This is a genomic window from Arthrobacter sp. SLBN-112 (genome assembly GCF_030944625.1).
Taxonomy (GTDB): Bacteria; Actinomycetota; Actinomycetes; order Actinomycetales; family Micrococcaceae; genus Arthrobacter.
This window is the reverse complement of record NZ_JAUSXY010000001.1, coordinates 2867956-2892026: the sequence shown is the minus strand read 5'-3', so window position 1 is coordinate 2892026 and position 24071 is coordinate 2867956. Positions and strand designations below refer to the sequence as shown.

Below are 24071 nucleotides of genomic sequence, written 5' to 3'. Positions count from 1 at the left end.
TCGAGGCAGGGGCACCCAGGCCGGGCAGAAGGCACCGAGGCTGCCGCGCGCTACAGGACGTCGACGCCGTCCAGACGCAGCTGCACCGGCTCAACGGTCCGCTTGGCGGCAGAGGCTGCCCGGGTGACCCGCAGAACGCGGACGACGGCGGCCGCCTGGCCATAGGGGAAGAACAGCAGGGTCCGGACGTCCTCGGCCGAGCGCCTGCCGGACGCCGGAGCGGTCAGCACCACCGGTGCAGGGCCTGCGGTGCGCACTGTTATTCCCGCGCTTCCGAGCCCGGCCTCCACGGCGTCCGTGTAGTGCTCGACGGCGGCGCGCGGCCCGGTGACTGATGCGATCCGGACGGCCGGGGGCAGTTGGAGTTCCATCCGCAGGGACAGCTCACGCTGGGCATAGCCGGCCGGATCCCAGCGGAGCAGGGCGCCGGTGGCTGCTGTGTCAGCGGCAGTTACCACCACCAGTCCGCCGTCCGGGGCAGGCCGGACCAGTGCGGCGGCGTTGAACCACCGGCGGACCGTGTCCTCGCCGGCGCGGAGGGTTTCGCGCCGCAGCAGGGAATCGCCGTCCAGGAGCAGGGCCGCCGCATAGCCGCCGGTCGCTACGGGCTCCGCCCCTACAGTTGCCACCACCAGGGCTTTCGCTTCCCCTACCTGGGCCTTTACCTGGTCTCCGGAGGACGTGATGACGGTCTTTCCGGGGAACGCCCGGCCAAGTTCTTCGGCAGTCCGCAGGACCCCGGTAGCCCCCTTCCGGAGCCGACTGCCTCCACAGTGGGAGCACTTCCAGTCCGGGGCCGGCGTGGAGCACCAGCGGCACTGGGGCAGCGCTGACGTGCCCGCCAGTGCCAGCGGCCCCTGGCAGTTTCCGCAGCGCGCCGGTTCGCGGCACGTTTCGCATACCAGGGACGGCGCGTAGCCGGCTCTGGCCACCTGGACCAGGACGGGTCCGCGCTCCAGGCCTTCCTTGGCGGCCTGCCAAAGCGACGTGCGGAAGCCGGGCGATGGTGGCCAGCGGGTCGCGCGCCTGCTCGAAGCTGTCAGCGGTGCTGACAACGCGCGGTACGGTCGCGCGGAGTGTGCCGCGCGCGGCGCTGACGGGGACGGCCCAGCCGGACTCCACGAGGCGCTGGACCTCCGTACTGCGGGAGTGTCCGGCCAGCAGGCAGGCGGCGCTTTCCTGTTCTGCCCGCAGGAGCAGGACTTCCCGGGCGTGCGCATAGGGTGCGCGCTGCTCGATGTGGAGGTCGTCGCCGTCGTCCCAGCAGGCCACCAGCCCCAGGTCCTGCACCGGTGCGAAGGCAGCCGAACGGGTGCCGATGACAACTTTAGCCGTACCTCCCAGCAGGCGCAGGTAGTTACGGTACCGGGGCGTGGGACCGTCATCTGCGGTGAGCCGGGCAACTGCATCTTCGGGCAGCAAGTCCTTCAGTGCTGCCTCCAGCCGGTCTAGGTCGCGGTAGTCCGGCACCACCACCAGGGCGCCGCGGCCTGAGCCGTAGGCGGCTGCAGCAGCCTCGGCGAGCAGGTGCGGCCACCCGGCGGGTCCGTAGCCCTGAAGCGGGTTAACCACCGCTCGAGGTGCTCCGCCGCCGGCCAGGTGCCGCAGGAAAGCGGGGCCGGTGCCGTATGCGCTCCAGGCTGACGGACCGGGGGTACCGGGAACGGTGCCCGCCTCCCCGGCATCGGCGGAGCCGGGAAAGTCCTTTTCCAGCCTGGCGACGCGGGGTGGAATGGCGAGGCGCAGGACGTCGCTGACAGTACCGGCGTACCGGGCCGCGACGGCGGTGGCGAGATCCCTGACGGCAGGCGTGAGGACCGGAACCGGTGAAACAACCTTGGCCAAAGGCACCAGGGTGTGTCCGGCGTCGGACTCCGCCACCCGTTCGAGGAGGAAGCCGTTCAGGTCCTGGCCGTTGAACTTGACCTTGACCCGCACCCCCGGCCGGGCGTCCTGGTCGAGGGAGGCCGGTACGGCATAGTCAAAAGGGCGGTCCAGGTGCGGCAGGGAGGACTCCACGAGGACCCTTGCCACCGGCAGCTGCGCGGCCATGGTGATGCCGGCGGAGGGTGCCCGGGCCGGGAACCCCTGCAGCAGCGATGGCTGCACCGAACTGTCAGCAACCATGGCGGTTACCTCCGTTCAGCTGCCGGGTAGGACATGGACAGTCAAGCACCCGGCACTGACAATGGTCTTCCGGCCGCCGGCACGCGAACGGTCAGGCGTTGAAGAACGCCTTCAGGTCGTCCACCCGGTCCAGGCGTTCCCACGTGAAGTCGGGATCGTCGCGGCCAAAGTGCCCGTGTGCGGCGGTCTTGGCGTAGATGGGCCGCTTCAGGTCCAGGGCGTCAATGATGGCGCGCGGGCGCAGGTCGAAGATTTCGGCGATGGCGGCGCTGATCCCTGCCGGGTCAACGGTCTCGGTGCCGAACGTCTCAACGTACGTTCCTACGGGCCGGGCCTGGCCGATCGCATAGGCGATCTGGATCTCGGCACGCTTGGCCAGTCCTGCGGCCACCACGTTCTTGGCCACCCAGCGCATGGCGTACGCAGCGGAGCGGTCCACTTTGGACGGGTCCTTGCCGGAGAAGGCGCCGCCGCCGTGGCGGGCCATGCCGCCGTAGGTGTCGACAATGATTTTGCGGCCGGTGAGGCCCGCGTCGCCGACCGGTCCGCCGATGACGAACTCACCGGCGGGATTGAGGATGTTTGCGGTGCGCGAGAGGTCCAGGTTGGCACCGGCAAGGATGGGTTCGATGACGACGGCGGCGAGGTCGGCCCGGAGCTGCTCCAGGCTGGCGCCCTCGGCGTGCTGGCTGGAGATCACCACTGTTTCAACGGAGACGGGGACGTCTTTGTCGTAGCCGATGGTCACCTGGGTCTTGCCGTCAGGGCGGAGGTAGGCCAGCTGGCCCGTCTTGCGGACCTCGGTGAGCCGCTCGGAGAGCCGGTGCGCGAGCCAGATCGGCACGGGCATGTAGGACGGGGTCTCGTCGCTGGCATAGCCGAACATCAGACCCTGGTCGCCTGCGCCCTGGAGGTCGTAGTCGTCCTCCTGGCGGCCCTCTCGCGCCTCGAGTGAGTTGAACACGCCGCCGGCGATGTCATTGGACTGCTGGCCGATGGAGACGGAGACACCGCACCGAGCACCATCGAAGCCGTTGGCCGAGGAGTCGTAGCCGATTCCCAGGATGGTCTCGCGGACGATCTGCGGGATCTCGACGTAGGCGTCGGTGGTGACTTCGCCTGCCACATGCACCAGGCCCGTGGTGGCCATCGTTTCCACGGCCACGCGCGACTCGGGGTCGGCCGCGAGCAGCGCATCCAGGATGGCGTCGCTGATCTGGTCGCAGATCTTGTCCGGATGGCCCTCAGTGACCGACTCGGACGTGAAGAGCCGAAGCGCGGGGGGCGTGGCCCCATGGGGCTGGGGAAGGTGCAGCGGTAAAGTCACTCAACTACCTTACTGGTTGGTGTTGGTTGCCAGGCGGGAGATGTCCCCGTGCTAAGCAAACGTGGCCTGAAACACGTCAGGCGCGGGGCGAAACGCGGTTCAGTTCAAAGCTGATGCGCCTGATGATGGCTTCCGAAACCTCGGTTTTGGTCCCGGACGCCTCCTGTGGTTCGGAGCCGGCCCGGGAGAGGATGACCACTGCGTTGGAGTCCTGCCCGAAGACCTTGTCCGTCCCCACATGGTTGACCACCAGCAGGTCACAGCCCTTGCGCTGCAGTTTGGCTTCGGCGTAGGCCAGGACGTCGCCTTGGCTGTCCCCTGTTTCGGCAGCGAACCCGACGATGAGCTGCCCGGCCCCGGAACGGCTTCCGTTACGCTGCTCCACGAGCTCCTGCAGGATGTCCGGGTTGCGGACCAGGGTGATGACGGGGTCGGCGGTGTCGTCCCGCTTCTTGATTTTGGTGTCCGATACCTCCGCGGGCCGGAAATCGGCCACGGCGGCGGACATGATGACGACGTCGGATCCGGCGGCTGCGGCCAGTGCTGCTTCCCGGAGCTCCAGGGCGGTTTCCACTCGCTGAACCTCAACCCCCGCCGGCGCCGGGACCTCCATGTGGGCTGCCAGCAAACGCACGGTGGCCCCGGCGTTCCGCGCCGCGACGGCCAGCGCCACGCCCTGCTTGCCGGAAGACCGGTTGCCAAGGAACCTGACGGGATCCAGTGGTTCGCGGGTGCCGCCGGCACTGATGGTGACGGTGCGCCCGGCCAGGGGGAGCTGGTAATCGGACCGGCCCTGCACCAGGGCCATGGCGGCCTCGAAGATCACCTGGGGTTCCGGGAGCCTGCCAGGTCCCGAATCGGCGCCGGTCAGCCTGCCGGAGGCGGGTTCAAGGACTGCTGCCCCGCGCGTGCGGAGTATCTCGACGTTGGCGCGGGTGGCGGCATGTTGCCACATCTCCGTGTGCATGGCCGGGGCGAAGAGCACCGGGCCGTGCGCCATGAGCAGCGTGTTGGTGAGCAAATCTCCTGCCTGGCCGGTTGCGGCCTTGGCGAGGAGGTCGGCCGTGGCCGGCGCGACGACCACGAGGTCGGCCTCGTGGCCCAGGCGGACGTGGTTGACCAGGTGCACGTCATCGAAAACGCTGTTGCTGACCGGGTTGCCGGACAGCGCCTCCCAGGTGGCGGTACCGACGAATCGGGTGGACGCTTCGGTGGGAATCACCGTGACGTCATGGCCGGCTTCAGTAAAAAGCCGGAGGAGCGATGCCACCTTGTAGGCGGCAATCCCTCCCCCGACTCCGAGGACTATGCGCACGTGACCTCCGTCAACAGCGAGTCAGTTCGGCTGCAGGACTACTCTGCGGCTTCGATCGGCGTGGAAACCAGCTTGCCTTCGTTGATCTCGCGCAGTGCGATCGAGAGTGACTTCTCGTTCAGCTTGGTGTCAACCAGCGGCCCGACGTATTCGAACAGGCCCTCGTGCAGCTGGGCGTAGTAGGCGTTGATCTGACGAGCACGCTTGGCACCGAAGATCACCAGGCCGTACTTGGAATCCGCTACCTTCAGCAGATCGTCGATCGGCGGGTTGATGATGCCTTCAAGGTTCGTAGACACGAATTTCTCCAAATTTCTAGCGGGCTGACGGTTCCGGCAGATGTGGATGCGGTGTCAGCCCCATGAGTGAAACAAGCTCGTCCGCTGCCCGGCGGACGTCGTCGTTGATGACGGTGTGGTCGAACTCCGGTTCAGCAGCAAGTTCCAGTTTAGCGGTTTCCAGCCGGCGCTGCTGTTCCTCCGGGGTTTCGGTCCCCCGGCCCACCAGCCGCCGGACCATCTCGTCCCACGTGGGCGGGGCCAGGAAGACGAACTGCGCGTCCGGGACGGCCGCCTTGACCTGGCGGGCGCCCTGGAGGTCGATCTCCAGCAGGACCGAGCGGCCCTCGGCGATCGCCCGGTTTACGGTGCTCTTCAACGTGCCGTAGGTGTTCTGTCCATGGACCACGGCCCATTCCAGGAGTTCACCGTCAGCGATGAGCTGGTCGAACTCCTCCTTGGACTTGAAAAAGTAGTGGACACCGTCCTCTTCACCCGGCCTGGGGGCGCGGGTGGTGGCCGAGACGGAAAGCCAGACTTCGGGGTAGTTGTCCCGGATGTAGGTGGACACGGTGCCTTTGCCAACAGCCGTCGGACCTGCGAGGACTGTCAGTCCGGGTTTCTTGCTCACGTATTCCTTTTGCTGGAGGTTGGGGAAGCGCAGGCGCCGAGCCCGCGCTAATGCTCGTCTATAAAATCTACCAGCGCCCGCCGCTGGTGGACGCCCAGCCCGCGGACCCGGCGGGAAGCCGCGATGCCCAGCTGCTGCATGATGGCCGCGGCACGGACCTTCCCGATGCCGGGAAGTGCCTCGAGCAGTTCGGACACCTTCATCCGGGCAAGGGCGTCGTCCTCAAGGGCTGAGCCGATGATGTCCGCCGCGGACCTGTTCCCGTTTCGAAGGCTTTCCTTGGCCGCTGCCCGGGTGGCCCTTGCCGCTGCCGCCTTGCCCAGGGCCTCAGCCCGTTCAGTCGCAGATAAAGGTCGCAGAACCATCACGGACACCCCCGGAGTCGGCGGATTTCATCCAAGGGCGGCCGCCCTTGGACCTGTCCTGAAAATACCCTCTGGTGCAGCCCGAAGCAATGCATCGGGGACAGTTAAGGTCGTGGTCGCCTGGAGGATCACCTGGGCTGGCCAGGACCGGTGCAGCACGGTGTGATTCGGACACAACTGGGCGCTTAGCCCAGGTTCACGGAAGTCCAGGAGACGGGAGGAAGAGTCAATTCCACTATGCCGTCGCGGACAGCGACGCTCTTATTCCTGCTGAGCCCCACGCGGTCCGGCTGGTCAAGGGTGTTCTTGGCATAAACGTCATCGTCCGAAAGCGTCTGCGCGTCCAGGACGATGACCCCCCTGAGCGCCGTCACATCTATTGTTACAGTCGCTTCTTCCGTTTGGGAGCGGTTGACCAGAAAGACCGACGTGGATCCGGTATCGGCGTCGTGGGTGGCGACGGCATCAATAAGAGGGACCACGCCGTAGACCTCCGTAGTGTAAGTTTCTGCTTCCAGCTTGACCTCCAGGGCATTTCCCTTTGCGAGTTTGGAAGTCAAAGCGAACGGGAAGAATGTGGTCTGCTTCCACGCAGGGCCGCCCGGTTCGGTCATGATCGGCGCGATCACATTGACCAACTGGGCAAGGGAAGCCGAGGTGACACGGTCGGCGTGCTTAAGCAATGACATCAGAAGGTTGCCGAAAACAACCGCGTCCGCGACGGAGTAGGCATCCTCAAGCAGTCGCGGTGCGGTGGGCCAATTATCGATTCCTTCTATCTTCTCTATCTGCTCAAAGCGCTGGATGTACCAGACATTCCATTCGTCAAAGGAGATGTTGATGGTTTTCGAGCTGCCCTTGACGGCCTTGACGTGATCAGCCGTTGCAACCACCGACTCGATGAAGTGGTCCATATTGGAGGCTGAGGCAAGGAAGGAACCGAGGTCCCCGTTCTTCTCTTCGTAATAGGCGTGGCACGAAATGTAGTCCACATCGTCATAGCTGTGCGTCAGAACTACCCGTTCCCATTCACCGAACGTGGGCATTTGGGCGCTCGACGAGCCGCAGACCACGAGTTCCACTGACGGGTCCAGCTGCCTCATGGCCTTTGCCGTCCGGGATGCGATCTTGCCGTAATCGTCCGCCGAGCGGTGTCCCAGCTGCCATGGGCCGTCCATTTCGTTCCCCAAGCACCACATTTTGATGCGGAAAGGCTCGGTTCGGCCGTTGGCGACCCGGCGCTCGGAAAGTTCAGTCCCGGAACGAATGTTTGTGTACTCCAGCAGGTCGAGGGCTTCCTCGGTTCCCCTGGTGCCCAGATTGACCGCGAGCATGAGCTCACTGCCTACCTTTTCCAGCCACGAACTGAACTCATGCAGGCCGACTTCGTTTGTCTCAGTCGAGTGCCAGGCCAGATCCAGTCGCCGGGGGCGCTGGTCCCTGGGTCCGACGCTGTCCTCCCACCGGAAGCCAGAGACGAAGTTACCGCCAGGGTAGCGGATGGCGGAGACACCGAGCTCTTTGACGAGCTCCATGACGTCCGTGCGGAATCCGGAAGCGTCTGCCTTCGGATGGGCCGGCTCGTAAATGCCGTCGTAGACGCAGCGGCCCAAGTGCTCGACGAACGAGCCGAACAGGCGTGGATTGACGGGGCCCACGGCGAACTGCGGGTCGATGGTTAGGCGCGCGGAAACCATAGTTGTCCTTCAGGTAAGTGATGTGTTGATGTCGGTGTGTCGCCTGGTACTAAGGGCGCCCTATTTGAGGCTTCCGAGGGACAATCCGCCCTGCCAGTACTTTTGCAGCGTCAGGAAGGCCACGACGAGAGGAATGATGGAGACAAATGAGCCGACGATGATGAGGCTCCAGAGTGAATGGCCACCGCCGTTGTTGGAGGAAGCCAGTTGCGACCAGAGCCCGATTCCGACGGTGAGCGGGTAAAGCTTTGCGGTCGACAGCATGGCCAGCGGCAGGAAGTAGTTATTCCAGGTTCCAACGACGGAAAGCAGGAGGACCGTGACGAGGGCGGGACGGAGCAGGGGCAGTGCGACTTGGAGGAAGGTGCGAAGTTCGCCGGCACCGTCCACCCGGGCTGCATCCAGCAACTCGTCCGGCACGGCCTCGGCGGTGTAGACGCGCATCAGGTAGACGCCGAAGGGGCTAAGCAGCGATGGCAGGATAACGGCCCAGACCGTGTCGGTCAGCTTGAGGTTGGAGAGCAAGATAAAGGTGGGTATGACAAGGGCAGTCATGGGAACCATAACGGCGCCCAGCAGCAAGGCGAAGGTCAGGTTCCGTCCCGGAAACTTGTATTTGGCGAAGCCGTAACCGGCCAGGACCGAGATCGCCGTGGCCCCCAGGCCGCCGCTCACGGCATACAGCACTGAATTGCCCAGCCACCGCAGGTACTCGCCGCCGTTGTAGGTGAAGAGGTCCTGGAGGTTGGCGACAAGGTTGAAATTCCTGTCGAACCACATGGCGCCGGAAGAACCGGAGAAAAGCCCTTCGGTGTCTTTGGTGCTCGCCACGAAGAGCCACCAGATAGGAACCAGGAAGTACAGCACCAGGACTCCGAGGAAGACATGGGCCACCACGTTCCGGCGGGGCTTGCGGCGCCGGTCGGGTGAAGGGCCAGGGGCGCGGACAGAGGTGGCGGCTGCGGTGGTGGCTGCGCTCATGACAGGGTGCTCCCTTTTTTCCGGGTGGCGAACATGAAGATGTACACGGCGATGAAGACGACAATGCCGAGGGAGAAGGAAATGGCAGACGCGTAGTTGAACTGGGCGTAGCCGAATGCCAGATTGAACGCGTAGATGTTCGGCGTGAAATTGGGAGTGATGCTCCCGTTGGCGACCGGGCCGAGAATTTGCGGCTCGGAGAAAAACTGAAGGGTTCCGATCAGCGCAAATATCAGGATCAGCACCAGCGCCGAGGAGACCATGGGAACCTTGATCCTGAACGCGACTTGCCGGGTGGAGGCGCCGTCGATTTTCGCTGCCTCATAGAGGGAGGGGTCGATTCCCTGGAGGGCCGCGTAGATGATGATCATGTAATATCCGGCCCACTGCCAGGTGACGACGTTCAGCAGGCCGTAGAAAACGTTGTCCTGACTGAGAAGGAATGGCGCTGAAGCGTGGAAGAGGGAGAAGACCTGCTGCAACGGCCCGAATGAGGGGCTGTATAGGAATCCCCACATGAGCGCACCTATGACCGCCGGCACTGCATAGGGAAGGAAAATCATGAGTCGGGAGAACTTGGCCACTTTGGTGGTCAGATGGTCCAGGACAAGGGCTGCGGCCAGGGACACAGCCATTTGCACCGGGATGAGAACCAAAGAAAACCGGATGACGAACCAGATGCCGCTGAGGAATTGGGGGTCCGAGAAGGCGTGAATATAGTTCTCCAGCCCGCTGAATCGTGTTCCGGTGGCAAGGCCTTTTGTAAAGAGGCTGAGGTAGAGCGCGTACCCAAGGGGCGCGAGGAGGAACGCGCCGAAGACCACGACGAAGGGAGCGATAAATAGCCATCCCATCCGCGCCTGGCGTGACGCCATCGTCTTGACGCGGGAACCCCGTCTGCTTTCAGGGCGCCCTGAGCGGCCCTGCACTTCAGGTGAAGCGACTTGCGGCGAGGATGTCGCCGTTGACCCGTGAACTGCCATGATCTGTCCTGCGTCCTTCTGTCGGTCGATCCGGCCTGCTCCGACGGTAAGTCGTCGGCGGAGCAGGCCGGGCTGGTGCTACTTGACTGTGAAACCCTGGCTCTTTGCGTAGGTCACCATGGTGTTCTGCAGCTCGGTGGCCGCCTGTTCGCCGTTGATTTCGCCTGAGTTGATCTTGACCGTCTCGGCTTGCAGTTGCGCGTAGTAGTAGACCGTGAATGGGCTGTAGTTGAAGCCTTGGTAGGCGTTCTCGGCCGGGATGTAGATGTCCTTGTTGGCCGTTTGACCGCTGAAGAAGTCAACTTTGTTGTTGATGAAGGCGTCCGACTTCAGCACATTCTGGTTCAGCGGGAAGATGGTTTGGGTTTTCCAGCCGTCTGTGAGCGACGCGTCGTCGGCGTAAAGGCCCTTGGCGACTTCGGCAGCCAGCTTCTTGTCGGTTGCCTGTGAGGTGACCGCGAAGGTTGAACCGCCCCAGTTTACGGAAACAGGGCTGCCGGAATCCCATTGCGGAAGGGGCGCGACGGCGAATGTATCCTTCTCCTGCCCCTTGCCCACGCCCGATCCGGTCAGATAGCCCGGGGCCCAGGCAGCGGAGATGTACGTCGCATATTTACCGCCGACCATTCCGGTGATGTAGTCGGTGTTGAACTGGTCCTGGGTGCCTACAAGGCCCTTCTTTGCCAGCCCCGCCCAGTAGTTCAACACGTCCTTTGCCGGCTGGCTGTCCAGGTTGATCGAAATGTTCTTTTGGTCCGCCAGGTCGTACTTGAAAGGAACGGCACCCTTTTGGGCCATGAGGGCGGTCAAAGCCGCCGGAACGTTGCTGCCCAGATCGCCAAAGGCCGGTCCGCCGGCGTCCTTGACTTTCTGCGCCGCCTTCTCGTACTCAGCCCATGTCGTTGGAGGCGTGATGCCGTACTTGTCGAGCACATCCTTGCGGTAAATCATTGCCATGGGGCCACCGTCGACCGGAATGGCGTAAACAGAGTTTCCTTGGGAGACGTCCTTCCAGGATCCCTCGCTGAAGTTCTTCTTCACGTCGCCTGCACCAAAGGCGCTCAAGTCCACGAGGGCATTCTGCAGCTCGAAGCCCGTAAGCTGGTCCGCTTCGAGCATGATCACATCGGGTGCGCCCTTGCCGGCCTCGATTGCCGTCTGGAACTTCGCATACTCGGGGCCACCCTGGCCGGCCACAGTCCAGCAGACCTGTACATCTGTGTGCGAGTTGTTGAAGTTATCCACCACGGTAGCCATGTTCGGGTACCACGCCCATACCGAGACCCTGGGAGCATCGGCGTGGATGACCTTGTTCGTGCAATCAGTGGTGCTGGCGCCTTCAGGAGCAGCATCTCCGCCGCCGCAGGCAGAGAGGCTTGCAACCAGGGCGACGGCCGACAGCGCGGCCGCCATAGTTTTCTTGTTCACGTAGGGTCCCTTCGTGCTGAATTTTCTGGACTTCATTGTCTTGAGCGGGTCTCCGCGGCTGCCCCTCCAAGGGCACGTGCAGGAGGACCGTCAGGGGCTGGGAAAGACTTCGAGCTAGCGCCCATTTCGTTTACATCGATGTAAGTAATCGATGTAAAACAATACTGAGGGCAGTCCTGCTCCACGTCAAGGCTTAACTGTGGGGGACTTTTACCGGAACGCGCCCGGAGGATCCCCGGGCGATGACTTTGAAGGAAGACTCAAACTCGCGTGGTGCAAGCCCGGCAGCCGCGCCGTTGATCCGCTCCAGCAACATCCGGACTGCGGTTTCGGCAATCTCCTGCCGGCCCGGGTCTACGGTCGATAGCGCGGGAAGGGAGTAGCGCGTCTCGTCGATATCGTCGAAGCCGATAATCGCCACATCGTCGGGAACCTTCAGGCCGGCGTCCTGCATCACGCTCATCGCGCCCAGGGCAAGGGAGTCGTTAAAAGCCACCACGCCGTCGAAGGCGAGGCCCGATCCGAGTACGCGCCGCATGGCCTGAGCACCGTCCGCCCGGTGCCAGGTCTGGACGTCGACGGTCAGTTCCTCGCGGTAAGGTACGGAGGCTCGATTCAGCGCCCTGCGATAGCCTTCGAGCCGCAGGCCCGCTGAACCGATCACCTCCCCGGGGTGGGCCCCTAAGGCCAGGAGGCGCGTGCATCCGAGTTCAAGAAGGTGTTCGGTAGCTGCTTGGGATGCCTCGACATTCTGCATGGTTACGTGATCCGCGGGTCCGTTGAAGATGCGTTCACCCAGCAACACGATCGGTGTCGGGATATTGATGAGGTCGGCGTCCTCCTGTTCAAGGCCGAGCACACTGTAGAGGACGCCGTCCACCATCCGCATTCGGGGGCCGCGAAGGATCTGCAGCTCGCGTTCCCGCTCCCCGCCGCTCTGTTCAATAATGACAGCCTGGCCCCTCTTTGAGGCGGCAGTCATCACAGCGTCTGCGAGCTCAGCGAAGTACGCGTTTTTCAGGTCGGGAATAATGAGGCTGATCACACCAGTGCGGCCGGAACGGAGTCCGCGAGCCGAGAGATTTGGTTGGTAGCCGAGATCCTCGATGGCAGAAAGGACACGGCTGCGTGTCTCGGGCTTAATGTTCGGGTGGTCGTTGATTACATTGGAGACCGTCTTTATTGACACGGCAGCCATCTCGGCCACGTCGCGCATTGTGATCGCCATTTCGTCCTCTCCCGAAGACAAAATTGTCGTCTTCCTTCCCGAGGTTACATCGTTGGAACGGGCGCTGGCAGCCACCCACATGGCGTCATCCCTGCATTCGTCAGGAGGGGGCCATCAGTAATGAACAAGCCAGGTACGAAACAAGTGCTTCCCGCAGAGCCAGTGTTACTCCCTGCGGAGCCCGTCGAGCGTGCGGATGGCGGCTTCGCGCAGTGCGCTCACCTGCGGTCCCGCCGACAGGATGTCGCGGCTGGAGGTTCCCAGGACCAGCGGGTACGCGTCGCCGAACGTGGCCCGAAGGTCATCCGGTGTTGCCCCCTGGGCACCGAGACCAGGCGCCAGGATGGGGCCGCGGACTGCCGCCAGGTCCAGTTCCAGGTCTGCCAGGGCGCCGCCGACGGTTGCACCAACCACGAGGCCAACAGAACCGAGATTTCCGGCATACCGGGAGTTCTCCGCTGCCGCGGACTCCGTGATCCTGCGGGCCACGGAGTCCTTTCCGCCCACGTGCTGGACCGACGCGCCCTCCGGGTTGGAGGTCAGGGCAAGGACGAACACGCCCCGGCCCGTTTCCGCGGCAAGGTCCAGTGCCGGCCGCAATGACTCAAAACCGAGGTAGGGGCTGAGCGTGACCGAGTCCGCCGCGAGCGGGGAGCCGTCACGGAGCCAGGCGTCGGCGTAAGCGGCCATGGTGGAACCGATGTCCCCACGTTTGGCGTCGGCGATGCTGAGAACCGCGCGGTCCCGGGCCTCGGCCAGGACCTCCTCCAGCACGGCAATGCCGGCCGAGCCGTGCCGTTCGTAAAGCGCCACTTGGGGCTTCACCGCGGCAGCGAGCGGAGCTACGGCCTCCAGGACCGTGAGCGAAAAGCGCTTCAGCCCCGCGGCGTCGTCGTCCAGGCCCCAGCTCTTCAGCAGCGCCGGGTGGGGGTCGATGCCCACGCAGAGCGGGCCCCGGGCCGCCATGGCGGCGCCCAGCCGGGAGCCAAAGGACTCCCGGCCGGCGCCTGGTAGCTGCTCAGGCATGCTGAAGGGCCGCTTTCTGCTGCGACTCGGCAAGGGCTGCCGCGTGCTCCTGCAAGCTGGTGACGGACCACTCATAGGTGCGCATGGCTTCGATGGCCTGGACGGCGGCGTTGAACTCGGCCACCGTGGTGATGCACGGAATACCGATGGACGTGGCCGCGGCCCGGAGCTCGTAGCCGTCGCTGCGGGCCTCGCCGCCTGACGGCGTGTTGAAGACCATGTCGATCTCGCCGGCGACGATGAGGTCGGCAATGGTGCCTTCCCCTTCAGCGCTGCTTCCCTCGGCGACCTTGCGGACCGGGGTGGCCTGGATGCCGTTGCGGCGCAGGACGTCGGCGGTGCCGCCGGTGGAGACGATTTCGAACCCGAGGTCCGAGAGCCGCTTGACGCCCATGATCACCGAGCGCTTGTCCCGGTTAGCCACGGACACAAAGACTTTGCCCTCGGTGGGCAGCGCGTTGTTGGCACCTGCCTGGCTCTTGGCGAAGGCCGTGTCGAAGTGCTTGTCAATGCCCATGACCTCGCCGGTGGAGCGCATCTCGGGCCCGAGCAGGGAATCCACCACCTTGCCCTCGGGCGTCCGGAACCGGCTGAACGGCAGTACGGCTTCCTTGACGGCCACGGGAGCGTCCAGCGGCAGGGTGGAGCCGTCACCGGTTTCGGGCAGCATCTTGTAGGCGCTGCGCAGCTGGTTGATGGTCACACCGGTGCCGATCAGTGCGGCAGCCTTGGCCATCTGGACGCCGGTCGCCTTGGACACGAAGGGCACGGTCCGGGAGGCCCGGGGGTTGGCTTCCAGGACGTACAGGACGTCCGAGGCCAGCGCGAACTGGATGTTGATCAGGCCCCGGACGCCCACGCCTTCGGCGATGGCGCGGGTTGCGGTGCGGACGCGCTCGATGACGTTGCTGCCCAGGGTGATGGGCGGCAACACACAGGCGGAGTCGCCGGAGTGGATGCCGGCTTCCTCGATGTGTTCCATGATGCCGCCCAGGTACATGTCGGTGCCGTCGTAGAGGGCGTCGACGTCGATTTCGACGGCGTCCTCCAGGAAGCGGTCGATCAGTACCGGGTGGTCCGGGGTGATTTCGGTGGCGTTGGCGATGTAGCGGGAGAGGTTGGGCTCGTCGTAGACGATTTCCATGCCGCGGCCGCCCAGCACGTAGGACGGGCGGACCAGGACGGGGTAGCCGATCTCATCCGCAATCTTCTTGGCGTCCTCGAAGGACACGGCGGTGCCGTTCTTCGGGGCCACCAGGCCGGCTTTGTCCAGCACGCGGGAGAACGCGCCACGGTGCTCGGCGAGGTCGATGGCCTCCGGTGAGGTGCCCAGGATGGGCACGCCGGCGTCGGCGAGCTGCTGCGCGAGCTTCAGCGGGGTCTGGCCGCCCAGCTGGACGAACACGCCCATGACGCCGCCGGTGCGTTCCTCGGCCGCGATGACCTCGAGGACGTCCTCGAGCGTGAGGGGCTCGAAGTACAGCCGGGTGGAGACGTCGTAGTCGGTGGAGACGGTTTCCGGGTTGCAGTTGACCATGACGGTCTCGTAGCCGGCCTTGCGCAGCGCCATGGACGCGTGGACGCATGAGTAGTCGAACTCGATGCCCTGGCCGATGCGGTTGGGGCCGGAGCCGAGGATCAGGATGGACGGCTTGGAGTGCAGCGCAACCTCGTCCTCCTCGTCGTAGGCCGAGTAGTGGTAGGGCGTGTAGGCCGCGAACTCGGCGGCGCAGGTGTCCACGGTCTTGTAGACAGGGCGGATGCCGAGGGCCTGGCGGACGCCCCGGACCACGGCTTCAGGGTTGTGGGTGAGGGAACCGATCTGCTCGTCCGAGAACCCGTGGCGCTTGGCGCGCTTGAGCATGTCCGCCGTCAGTGCACCGGCCTGGCGGATTTCGTGGGAGATCTCGTTGAGCAGCTGGAGCTGGTCAAGGAACCAGGGATCGATCTTGGTGGCCTCGAAAAGCTGGTCCACGGTGGCGCCGCCCAGGAGGGCGCGCTGGACCTGGTGCAGGCGCTCGGTGGTGGGGCGCTTGGCCTTTTCGATGAGTTCGGCGACTTCCCATTCCGGGACGCTGCTGAAGTCCAGCTGCGAGCCCTTCTGCTCCAGGGAGCGCAGCGCCTTCTGCAGGGCTTCGGTGAAGTTGCGGCCCATGGCCATGGCCTCGCCCACCGACTTCATGGTGGTGGTGAGGGTGTTGTCCGCCGCCGGGAACTTCTCGAAGGCGAAGCGCGGGACCTTGACCACCACGTAGTCCAGGGTGGGCTCGAAGGAGGCGGGGGTCTTCTGGGTGATGTCGTTGGGGATCTCGTCCAGGGTGTAGCCGAGCGAGAGCTTGGTGGCGATCTTGGCGATCGCGAAGCCGGTGGCCTTGGACGCCAGCGCGGAGGAGCGGGAAACGCGGGGGTTCATTTCGATGACCACCACGCGGCCGGTGGCGGGGTCGATGGCGAACTGGATGTTGCAGCCGCCCGTGTCCACGCCCACCTCGCGGATGACGGCGATGGCGACGTCGCGCAGCTTCTGGTACTCGCGGTCGGTCAGGGTCAGCGCCGGAGCCACGGTGATGGAGTCGCCGGTGTGCACGCCCACGGGGTCGAAGTTCTCGATGGAGCAGACGACAACCACGTTGTCGTTCTTGTCCCGCATCATCTCGAGCTCGTATTCCTTCCAGCCCAGGATGCTCTCTTCGAGCAGCACCTCGCTGGTGGGGCTGTACTGCAGGCCCTGTCCGACAATGCGCCGCAGGTCTTCCTCGTTGTAGGCCAGGCCGGAGCCCAGGCCGCCCATGGTGAAGGAGGGGCGGACCACCATGGGGTAGCCGAGGTCGCCGGCGGCGGTGAGGGCCTCGTCCATGGTGTGGATGATGTGGCTGCGTGCGGATTCGGCGCCGCAGCGCTCCACGACGCCCTTGAACTTTTCACGGTCCTCGCCGAGTTCAATCGCGGCGATGTTCGCGCCGATCAGCTCCACGTTGTACTTCTCGAGCACACCGTTCTTGTCCAGAGCGATGGCGGTGTTCAGCGCGGTCTGGCCGCCCAGGGTGGGCAGCACGGCGTCGGGCCGTTCCTTGGCGATGATCTTCTCCACCACCTCGGGGGTGATGGGTTCGACGTAGGTGGCGTCGGCGAACTCCGGATCGGTCATGATGGTGGCCGGGTTGGAGTTCACGAGGATGACGCGCAGGCCCTCCTCCTTCAGGACGCGCAGGGCCTGCGTGCCGGAGTAGTCGAATTCGGCGGCCTGGCCGATGACGATCGGGCCGGAACCAATGACGAGGACGCTTTTGAGGTCTGTACGTTTCGGCATTACTTCTTGTCCTCGGTCTTGTTGTCGTTTTTGGTGTCAGCGCCTGCGGGGTGGGCGGCGTCCACGGGCTCCTTGGAAAGGTTGGCGTTCCTGCCGTCCCGCGTGCCTTCCATGAGCTCGATGAAGCGGTCGAACAGGTAGGCCGCGTCGTGCGGGCCGGCCGCGGCTTCCGGGTGGTACTGCACGGAGAACGCCGGGATGTCCAGGCAGGCGAGGCCTTCCACGACGTCGTCGTTCAGGCTGATGTGGCTCACTTCCACCCGGCCGTAGCGTGCCTCCGGTGCCTGGGTTGCGCCCTCGAGCGGGGCGTCCACGGCAAAACCGTGGTTCTGGGAGGTGATTTCGACCTTGCCGGTGCGGCGGTCCATCACGGGCTGGTTGATGCCGCGGTGTCCGTAGCGGAGCTTGTAGGTACCAAAGCCCAGTGCCCGGCCCAGGATCTGGTTGCCGAAGCAGATGCCGAAGTACGGCAGCTTTTCGTCCAGGACGGAGCGCAGGAGGCTGACCTGGGCGTCAGCCGTGGCGGGGTCGCCGGGGCCGTTGGACATGAAGAAACCGTCCGGGTTGACGGCTTTGACGTCCGCGAGGGTGGCGGTGGCGGGCAGCACGTGGACGCGGACGCCGCGCTCAGCGAAGCGGACGGGGGTCATGCGCTTGATGCCAAGGTCGATCGCGGCGATGGTGAAGCGGGGTTCGCCGTCCCAGCCGTGATCCTTCGGTTCCACCACGTAGGCTTCGTCCACGCTGACTTCCTCGGCGAGTCGGGAACCCTCCATGGGGGCGCTGGCCAGGACGGCGTCGAGCAGTTCCTTGTCCGTGGCCTCTGCTGCCTCGCCGGAGAAGATGCCGGCGCGCATGGTCTTGTGCTCGCGCAGGTGGCGGGTGATGGCGCGGGTGTCCACGCCCTGGATGCCGACGATGCCCTGGTCCACCAGTTCCTCGTCCAGGGATCGCTCGGAGCGCCAGTTGGAGGGCCGGCGGGCGGCGTCCCGGACAATATAGCCGGCCACCCAGATCCGCCGGGACTCGGCGTCCTCGCTGTTCACACCGGTGTTGCCGATGTGCGGTGCCGTCTGGACCACCAGCTGGCGGGCGTAGGACGGGTCCGTGATGGTTTCCTGGTAGCCGGTCATGCCGGTGGCGAAGACGGCCTCGCCCAGGGCGGTACCGGTGGCGCCATAGCTGGTGCCGCGGAAGATGCGGCCGTCTTCGAGGACAAGCGCTGCCGGAGCGGAGGTGGTTGCTGTCAATGTATTCGCTTTCACTGTCTTACTTTCCACTGGTGGCACCAGCCGCTGGGGCTGACGAAATCAATTCCTGAAGGGCCTGGTACAGCACGTCTTTGTCGGCGGCGCGGCGGGTCCGGAAGCCGGTGTCCAGCTCATGCTTGCCGAGCGTCCACGCCAGCACCAGCAGGCCGTCTTTCTCGACGAACTTCCCCGCCATGCCGCTGTCCTGCCGGACGCCTGTCAGGGAAGCGGCGGGGACGTAAAGGGCAGGAGCGCCGGACCGTTCGTAGAGGACGCCGTGGGGGTACACCGCGAGGGTTGCGTTGGTGCGGATCCCCAGGCCGTGGACGGCGATCCGGTCAAGCCAGTCACCGGCGGTGGTGGTAGCCACGTACTGCCCTTCGGCGACGGCGGCGGGCTCACCGGGTGCGGCAGGCACCGGGGGCAGCTGTTCGACGTCGGACTGGCGCCTCAGGCGGTTCCGCCAGCCGATGCCCAGGAGGACAAAGACGACCGCGACGACCGCCAGCATGGCAAGGCCGGGAAGGATCTTGTCCATCAGGCAGCGCCTGCCGGGGTGGCTGCGGCGTCGGGGTGCGGCGTGTTGAGTGCACCATTGAGCACGGTGGGGTGTCCTTTGAAGAAGGTGGCCACCACCTTGCCCGGCAGTTCCCTGCCCTTGAACGGCGAGTTGCGGCCCATGGTGGCCATCGCGAACGGATCGACGGTCCAGCGGGCTGCCGGGTCCACCAGGATGAGGTTGGCGGGCTCACCCGCCTCGATGGGCCGCCCCTGGTCGGTGAGCCGGCCGATTCTTGCCGCGGCCGTGGACGTGACCCTGGCGAAATCCGCCCACGTCATGAGCCCGGTTTCGATCATGGCGTGCTGCACGACGGAGAGGGCGGTTTCAAGCCCCGTCATTCCCATGGCGGCCTGCGCCCATTCACACTCTTTGTGCTCGCTGGGGTGCGGTGCATGGTCGGTACCCACAACGTCGATCGTGCCGTCTGCGAGCCCGGCACGCAATGCCTGGACGTCTGCGTCGGTCCGCAGCGGCGGGTTGACCTTGAAGACGGGGTCGTAGCTGCGTACGAGGTCGTCGGTGAGCAGCAGGTGGTGGGGGGTAACCTCGGCGGTGACGTCGATGCCCCGTTCTTTGGCCCAGCGGATGATTTCCACTGAGCCTGCCGTGGATACGTGGCAGACGTGCAGCCGCGAGCCGACGTGCTGGGCCAGCAGGACGTCGCGGGCGATGATGCTTTCCTCGGCAACCGCAGGCCAGCCGGTCAGGCCGAGGACCGCGGAGACGTCGCCCTCGTTCATCTGTGCCCCGGCGGTGAGGCGGGGTTCCTGTGCGTGCTGGGCCACGACGCCGTCGAACGCCTTGACGTATTCCAGCGCCCGGCGCATCAGCACGGGGTCGTGGACGCAGATGCCGTCGTCGGAGAACATCCGGACCCGGGCGCGGGAATCGGCCATTGCGCCGAGCTCTGCCAGCTGCTCCCCCGCCAGGCCGACGGTGACGGCCCCGACCGGGCGTACGTCCACCCAGCCTGCGGCGCGGCCCAGGGTGTAGACCTGTTCGACGACGCCGGCGGTGTCCGCGACGGGGGTGCTGTTGGCCATGGCGTGGACGGCGGTGTAGCCTCCCAGCGCCGCTGCGCGGGTTCCGGTTTCGACGGTTTCGGCGTCCTCCCGGCCGGGTTCGCGGAGGTGGGTGTGGACGTCCACCATGCCGGGCAAGGCCACGAGGCCGGCGGCGTCGATCACCGTGGCCCCATCGGCAGCCAGGCCGTTGCCGATTTCGGCGATGATGCCGTCGCGGACCAGCAGGTCCGAGGCTTCGCCGCCAAGGATGGAGGCGCCCTTGATGAGGTAGGTTCCGGTGGTGGTCGTCATCAGATGCTCTCCTTGATGGGCGGGGCGGTGTAGGCCGGGGCCCGGGTTGCGGCTGGTTCGCGGGAATCCCCGGAGAGCAGCAGGTACAGTGCGGCCATCCGGACGGACACGCCGTTGCGGACCTGCGCCAGGACGGTGGACCGGGGTGAGTCCGCTGCGGCGGCGCTGATTTCCAGGCCCCGGTTCATGGGACCGGGATGCATGATGATGGTATCGGTCATGCCGAGGTCGTCCAGGGCGCGGAGCCGGTTGTCGTCGAATCCCCAACGGCGGGAGTATTCCCTGGTGCTGGGGAAGAACGAGGCGTTCATGCGTTCGCCCTGGACGCGGAGCATCATGACGGCGTCCACACCGTTGGCCAGGGTTTGGTCAAGGTCATAGCTGACGCTGCAGGGCCATTGTTCGACGCCGACCGGCAGCAGCGTGGGCGGCGCCACCAAGGTGACCTCAGCACCAAGGGTACGGAGCAGCCAGACGTTGGATCGCGCCACGCGCGAGTGCAGGACGTCGCCCACGATGGCTACACGCAGGCCCTTGAGGTCGGTTCCTTCCGACCCGGTGCCGGCCAGACGGGCCCAGTGCCGGCGCATCGTGAAGGCGTCGAGGAGGGCTTGGGTGGGGTGTTCGTGGGTGCCGTCCCCGGCATTGATGACACCGGCGTCGATCCAGTCCGTTGCAGCGAGCCTGTGTGGCGCGCCGGACGCCCAGTGGCGGATGACGACGGCGTCGGCACCCATGGCGGACAGCGTCTGGGCGGTGTCCTTGAGGGACTCTCCCTTGGATACCGAAGACCCCTTGGCGGCGAAGTTGATCACGTCGGCAGACAGCCGCTTGGCGGCGGCTTCGAAGGAGATGCGGGTCCGGGTGGAGTCCTCGAAGAAGAGGTTGACCACTGTGCGTCCGCGCAGGGCCGGGAGTTTCTTGACTTCCCGCTCCCCCACGGCAGACATTTCCTCGGCGGTGTCCAGGATGCGGATGGCGTTCGCAAGGCTGAGGTCCTGGGTGGATAGGAGGTGTTTCATGCGCCGCCCTCGATTACGACTTCGTTGACCGGGGTTCCGCCCTCGGGCGTGTCGGTCTCCTCGAGCCGGACCCGTACCTTTTCGGCTGAGGACGTGGGCAGGTTCTTGCCAACATGGTCAGCGCGGATGGGAAGTTCGCGGTGGCCCCGGTCGATCAGGACTGCAAGCCGGACGATGCGCGGCCGGCCGAGGTCCACGAGGGCGTCCAGGGCGGCGCGGATGGTGCGGCCGGAGTACAGGACGTCGTCGATCAGTACCACCACCTTGTTGTCGATGCCTGTGCGGGGCAGTTTGGTGGGGTACGGCGGCCGGGTCCCCTGGTGGGACAGGTCGTCGCGGAACATGGTGACGTCGAGCTGGCCCACGATGGCGGCGGCGTCCACGGTGGCGTCGGCGGCGGCGATTTTTTCGGCCAGCCGGAGAGCCAGCGGGTAACCGCGGCGGGGAATGCCCAGCAGGACCAGGTCCCGGGATCCCTTGTTGGCTTCGAGGATCTCATGGGCGATACGAGTGAGTGCCCGGTCAATGTCCGCCTGGCTGAGGACAACCCTGGCTGGAACCGGTGCGCTGGTGACAGAAGTCAACGCTCGTCTCCCCTTTCCCCGCCTCACAGGACGGAATTAAAAAAGGAATATTTGCTGTTCAAAATTACCACATGGCCTCCGGCTGCCCGTGCCCCGGGAACGCGTTGCTGGTCACATCGGATGGCGCGGGTTTCCGGTTCCTTGGCCGTCCGGCGGCCCCCGCCTAGGCTTTCGGGTATGCCGACGTATCCGCAGCGACCAACACCCGGGCTCCCGGACGACCCGTATCGCGAGGCGCCCGGGCCCGTGCCCCAGCAGGCCAACCCCAGCTGGATGGGCCAGGTCCATCCCGGACACTACCGCTCAGCACCAGGGCACGGTGGCCTTCCGTTGGCCACGGTCGGGCCCCAGGTCCAAGGGACTGTACTGCGGGCATCGCGGGCGCGGAGCGGACTGGCGGGGCTCTCCATAGCAGGCGGTGTCCTCGCCCTCCTGAGCCTGTTCCTGGTGGTCCCGTTCCTTCTGTCCAACACCGGCGCCGCCGGATTCCTGATCGGGTTCCTGGCGTCGATGATTCCCTTGTCCGTGGTCCTGGGGGCGGTCCACATCATCGACAGGTGGGAACCGGAACCCAAGCGGCTGCTGTTCTTCGCGTTCATCTGGGGCGCAGCGGTATCCGTAGCCGTGACGCTGCTTATCCAGCCGTTCTTCGTGGTCGCATTCCAGTTCACCGACCAGCCGGACCTGCAGACCTATATGGCCACTGTGCAGGCGCCCATCGTAGAGGAATTCGCTAAATCCCTGGGCCTGCTGATCATCCTGCTGGCAGCGCGACGGCAGTTCGACGGGCCCGTGGACGGCGTCGTGTTCGCCTTCACCATCGCCGGCGGGTTCGCCTTCACCGAAAACATCCTCTACTTCGGCAGGGCTGTGGCCGACTCAGCCTCCCCGGCCGGCGACCTCGCCCAAATCTTCTTCCTCCGCGGCGTGATGTCGCCATTCGCACACGCGATCTTCACCGGAACCACCGGCCTGGTCATGGGTTTCGCCGCAAGGAAGTGGCACACCGGAGCCTCCGTGGCAGCGTTCCTCGTCGGGCTGCTGCCGGCCATGTTCCTGCACAACAGGTGGAACAGCATGGGACGGGGTTTCCTGCTGGACTACATCGTGGTCCAGGTTCCGATCTTCCTGCTGGCGGTAGGCGGCATCATCTTCCTTCGGGTTGCCGAGAAGCGCCTGACCCGGCAGCGGCTGCTGGAGTATTCGGCCGCGGGCTGGTTCACCCCCGACGAGGTCCAGCTCCTGGCGACCCCCGGAGGCAGGCGCACGGCCTTGGCATGGGCCGCCAACTCCGGCCGGAAGCCGCAGATGCGGCAGTTCCTGAAGGCCGCCACACAGCTGGCCAATACCCGCCAGCGGATCCTGAGCGGACGGGACGTGGCCCTCCACCAGGCCGAAGAACGGCAGCAGCTCCAAAGGATCCTCGAGCTCCGCGCAGCGGTCTCCGGTTGAGAACGCAGAAGGGGCCCGCCGGTTGACCGGCGGGCCCCTTCCGCGTCACATGCTGTGGACCTGGTTGTCAGGTCAGGCGAGCAGCGATGGCTTCAACTGCTGCAGCCTGCCGAGCAGGCCGTTGATGAACTGCGGCGACTCATCCGTTGACAACGTCTTGGCCAGCGCAACAGCCTCGCTGACCGCTACGCCGTCCGGGACGTCGTCGTTGTACAGGAGCTCCCAGGTGCCGATACGCAGGATGATGCGGTCCACGGACGGCATGCGTTCCAGGCTCCAGCCCTGCGAGTAGGTCTCCAGGAACTCATCAATGGCTGCCTGCTGGGACACTACGCCCTCGACGATTTCCAGGGTGTAGGGGTTGACCACCTGGTCGGTCTTTTCCCGGCGGGCACGAAGCACGTCAAACGCCGAAACAGAGCGCTGCTCCGCCTCGAAAAGAACATCCAGTGCCCTGTTGCGGGCTTTACCGCGGGCGCTCACTACTCGGTGACCCGGCCCAGGTAGCTGCCGTCGCGGGTGTCCACCTTGACCTTGGTGTTGTTTTCGATGAACAGCGGAACCTGGATCTCGTAGCCCGTTTCCAGGGTGGCAGGCTTGGTGCCGGCGGACGAGCGGTCGCCCTGCAGGCCCGGCTCGGTGTAGGTGATTTCGAGGACAACGCTCGGCGGCAGTTCGATGTAGAGGGGGTTGCCGTCGTGGATGGCGATGTTCACCATCTGGTTCTCAAGCATGAAGTTGGTGGCGTCCCCCACCGTGGCACCGGAAACGGTGATCTGGTCGTAGTCGGAGGTGTCCATGAACACGAAGTCCGCGCCGTCCTGGTAGAGGTACTGGTAGTCGCGGCGGTCGACGGTGGCCGTCTCAATCTTGAGGCCGGCGTTGAAGGTCTTGTCGACAACCTTGCCGGACATCACGTTGCGCATCTTGGTGCGGACGAATGCGCCGCCCTTGCCGGGCTTGACGTGCTGGAACTCGATGATGTTCCACAGCTGGCCCTCGAGCTTCAGGACCGTTCCGTTCTTAATGTCGTTAGTGGTTGCCACTGGTTTCCTCTGGTTTCGTTGTCCGGCCGTGTGGGCCAGTGCTGTATGCCGGGCGGGCAAACCAATTCGGCCCGCCTGCACGTGTTTGTCAAAAATCGCGTGGATGCAAAAATTCCACAACCATTCTACCGGTAAATACCGGG

The 24071-nt window shown here is 65.2% G+C and carries 20 protein-coding genes and 1 pseudogene; 1 reads left to right on the top strand and 20 read right to left on the bottom strand.

The annotated features are described in order from the left end of the window. Positions 1 to 50: 50 nt before the first annotated feature. The 18 genes and pseudogenes from QF050_RS13575 to pyrR form a co-directional block, all read right to left on the bottom strand. Positions 51 to 2127, bottom strand: a pseudogene (locus QF050_RS13575) (primosomal protein N'). A gap of 91 nt (positions 2128 to 2218) precedes the next feature. Next, the gene (gene metK, locus QF050_RS13570) at positions 2219 to 3454 is read right to left on the bottom strand and encodes a methionine adenosyltransferase (RefSeq protein WP_308930884.1); all 1236 of its coding nucleotides are present in this window, start codon (positions 3452 to 3454) and stop codon (positions 2219 to 2221) included. A 76-nt stretch (positions 3455 to 3530) separates the two neighbouring features. Further along, entirely contained in the window at positions 3531 to 4769 is a 1239-nt protein-coding gene (coaBC, locus tag QF050_RS13565) for a bifunctional phosphopantothenoylcysteine decarboxylase/phosphopantothenate--cysteine ligase CoaBC (RefSeq protein ID WP_308930883.1), read from the bottom strand. A 38-nt stretch (positions 4770 to 4807) separates the two neighbouring features. Continuing rightward, a complete protein-coding gene (rpoZ, locus tag QF050_RS13560) occupies positions 4808 to 5068 on the bottom strand; it encodes a DNA-directed RNA polymerase subunit omega (protein WP_026264487.1) in 261 nt (86 codons plus the stop codon). Positions 5069 to 5084: 16 nt separating this feature from the next. Further along, positions 5085 to 5678: a guanylate kinase gene (gmk, locus tag QF050_RS13555; protein WP_308930882.1), complete on the bottom strand. Its 594-nt coding sequence runs from the start codon at positions 5676 to 5678 to the stop codon at positions 5085 to 5087. A gap of 47 nt (positions 5679 to 5725) precedes the next feature. Continuing rightward, entirely contained in the window at positions 5726 to 6043 is a 318-nt protein-coding gene (gene mihF / locus QF050_RS13550; protein WP_308930881.1) for an integration host factor, actinobacterial type, read from the bottom strand. A 185-nt stretch (positions 6044 to 6228) separates the two neighbouring features. Further along, entirely contained in the window at positions 6229 to 7740 is a 1512-nt protein-coding gene (locus QF050_RS13545) for an alpha-N-arabinofuranosidase (protein ID WP_308930880.1), read from the bottom strand. A 60-nt stretch (positions 7741 to 7800) separates the two neighbouring features. Continuing rightward, positions 7801 to 8721, bottom strand: coding sequence for a carbohydrate ABC transporter permease (locus QF050_RS13540; RefSeq protein WP_308930879.1), 921 nt, complete (start codon positions 8719 to 8721; stop codon positions 7801 to 7803). Next, positions 8718 to 9575, bottom strand: coding sequence for a sugar ABC transporter permease (locus QF050_RS13535; protein ID WP_308930878.1), 858 nt, complete (start codon positions 9573 to 9575; stop codon positions 8718 to 8720). Before QF050_RS13535 ends, QF050_RS13540 begins: the two co-directional genes overlap by 4 nt. 207 nt (positions 9576 to 9782) lie before the next feature. After that, positions 9783 to 11132, bottom strand: a complete 1350-nt coding sequence (locus tag QF050_RS13530) for an extracellular solute-binding protein (RefSeq protein ID WP_308930877.1) — start codon at positions 11130 to 11132, stop codon at positions 9783 to 9785. Positions 11133 to 11325: 193 nt separating this feature from the next. Beyond that, positions 11326 to 12441, bottom strand: a complete 1116-nt coding sequence (locus QF050_RS13525; protein ID WP_308930876.1) for a LacI family DNA-binding transcriptional regulator — start codon at positions 12439 to 12441, stop codon at positions 11326 to 11328. 84 nt (positions 12442 to 12525) lie between these two features. Continuing rightward, the gene (pyrF, locus tag QF050_RS13520) at positions 12526 to 13386 is read right to left on the bottom strand and encodes an orotidine-5'-phosphate decarboxylase (protein ID WP_308930875.1); all 861 of its coding nucleotides are present in this window, start codon (positions 13384 to 13386) and stop codon (positions 12526 to 12528) included. Further along, positions 13379 to 16696 carry a carbamoyl-phosphate synthase large subunit gene (gene carB, locus QF050_RS13515; protein WP_308930874.1) on the bottom strand — a complete coding sequence of 1106 codons (3318 nt, stop codon included), beginning with the start codon at positions 16694 to 16696 and terminating at the stop codon, positions 13379 to 13381. The genes pyrF and carB overlap by 8 nt, the downstream gene beginning before the upstream one ends. Then, the gene (gene carA / locus QF050_RS13510; protein ID WP_374121527.1) at positions 16696 to 17985 is read right to left on the bottom strand and encodes a glutamine-hydrolyzing carbamoyl-phosphate synthase small subunit; all 1290 of its coding nucleotides are present in this window, start codon (positions 17983 to 17985) and stop codon (positions 16696 to 16698) included. The genes carB and carA overlap by 1 nt, the downstream gene beginning before the upstream one ends. Beyond that, complete coding sequence (locus QF050_RS13505; protein ID WP_308930872.1) at positions 17966 to 18484, bottom strand: hypothetical protein; 519 nt, start codon at positions 18482 to 18484, stop codon at positions 17966 to 17968. Before QF050_RS13505 ends, carA begins: the two co-directional genes overlap by 20 nt. Continuing rightward, positions 18484 to 19824: a dihydroorotase gene (locus tag QF050_RS13500; RefSeq protein ID WP_308930871.1), complete on the bottom strand. Its 1341-nt coding sequence runs from the start codon at positions 19822 to 19824 to the stop codon at positions 18484 to 18486. The genes QF050_RS13505 and QF050_RS13500 overlap by 1 nt, the downstream gene beginning before the upstream one ends. Beyond that, on the bottom strand, positions 19824 to 20846 hold the full coding sequence (locus tag QF050_RS13495; protein WP_308930870.1) for an aspartate carbamoyltransferase catalytic subunit: 1023 nt from the start codon (positions 20844 to 20846) through the stop codon (positions 19824 to 19826). The genes QF050_RS13500 and QF050_RS13495 overlap by 1 nt, the downstream gene beginning before the upstream one ends. Next, entirely contained in the window at positions 20843 to 21430 is a 588-nt protein-coding gene (gene pyrR, locus QF050_RS13490) for a bifunctional pyr operon transcriptional regulator/uracil phosphoribosyltransferase PyrR (RefSeq protein ID WP_308930869.1), read from the bottom strand. The genes QF050_RS13495 and pyrR overlap by 4 nt, the downstream gene beginning before the upstream one ends. Positions 21431 to 21607: 177 nt before the next feature. Between pyrR and QF050_RS13485 the strand changes: the two genes are divergently transcribed. Beyond that, positions 21608 to 22882 carry a PrsW family glutamic-type intramembrane protease gene (locus QF050_RS13485; protein WP_308930868.1) on the top strand — a complete coding sequence of 425 codons (1275 nt, stop codon included), beginning with the start codon at positions 21608 to 21610 and terminating at the stop codon, positions 22880 to 22882. 72 nt (positions 22883 to 22954) lie between these two features. On the opposite strand, the gene nusB is transcribed toward QF050_RS13485, so the two are convergent. Next, positions 22955 to 23365: a transcription antitermination factor NusB gene (gene nusB, locus QF050_RS13480; protein ID WP_018761427.1), complete on the bottom strand. Its 411-nt coding sequence runs from the start codon at positions 23363 to 23365 to the stop codon at positions 22955 to 22957. Next, positions 23365 to 23928, bottom strand: a complete 564-nt coding sequence (gene efp, locus QF050_RS13475) for an elongation factor P (RefSeq protein ID WP_018761428.1) — start codon at positions 23926 to 23928, stop codon at positions 23365 to 23367. Before efp ends, nusB begins: the two co-directional genes overlap by 1 nt. Positions 23929 to 24071: the final 143 nt, after the last annotated feature.

Bases quoted from the DNA above. Each gene is read 5' to 3' on its own strand.
- QF050_RS13495 (WP_308930870.1), bottom strand. From the start codon at position 20,846: ATGAAACACCTCCTATCCACCCAGGACCTCAGCCTTGCGAACGCCATC.
- pyrF (WP_308930875.1), bottom strand. From the start codon at position 13,386: ATGCCTGAGCAGCTACCAGGCGCCGGCCGGGAGTCCTTTGGCTCCCGG.
- QF050_RS13525 (WP_308930876.1), bottom strand. From the start codon at position 12,441: ATGTGGGTGGCTGCCAGCGCCCGTTCCAACGATGTAACCTCGGGAAGG.
- QF050_RS13485 (WP_308930868.1), top strand. From the start codon at position 21,608: ATGCCGACGTATCCGCAGCGACCAACACCCGGGCTCCCGGACGACCCG.
- QF050_RS13535 (WP_308930878.1), bottom strand. From the start codon at position 9,575: ATGGGATGGCTATTTATCGCTCCCTTCGTCGTGGTCTTCGGCGCGTTC.
- QF050_RS13540 (WP_308930879.1), bottom strand. From the start codon at position 8,721: ATGAGCGCAGCCACCACCGCAGCCGCCACCTCTGTCCGCGCCCCTGGC.
- QF050_RS13545 (WP_308930880.1), bottom strand. From the start codon at position 7,740: ATGGTTTCCGCGCGCCTAACCATCGACCCGCAGTTCGCCGTGGGCCCC.
- carB (WP_308930874.1), bottom strand. From the start codon at position 16,696: ATGCCGAAACGTACAGACCTCAAAAGCGTCCTCGTCATTGGTTCCGGC.
- QF050_RS13500 (WP_308930871.1), bottom strand. From the start codon at position 19,824: ATGACGACCACCACCGGAACCTACCTCATCAAGGGCGCCTCCATCCTT.
- QF050_RS13505 (WP_308930872.1), bottom strand. From the start codon at position 18,484: ATGGACAAGATCCTTCCCGGCCTTGCCATGCTGGCGGTCGTCGCGGTC.
- mihF (WP_308930881.1), bottom strand. From the start codon at position 6,043: ATGGTTCTGCGACCTTTATCTGCGACTGAACGGGCTGAGGCCCTGGGC.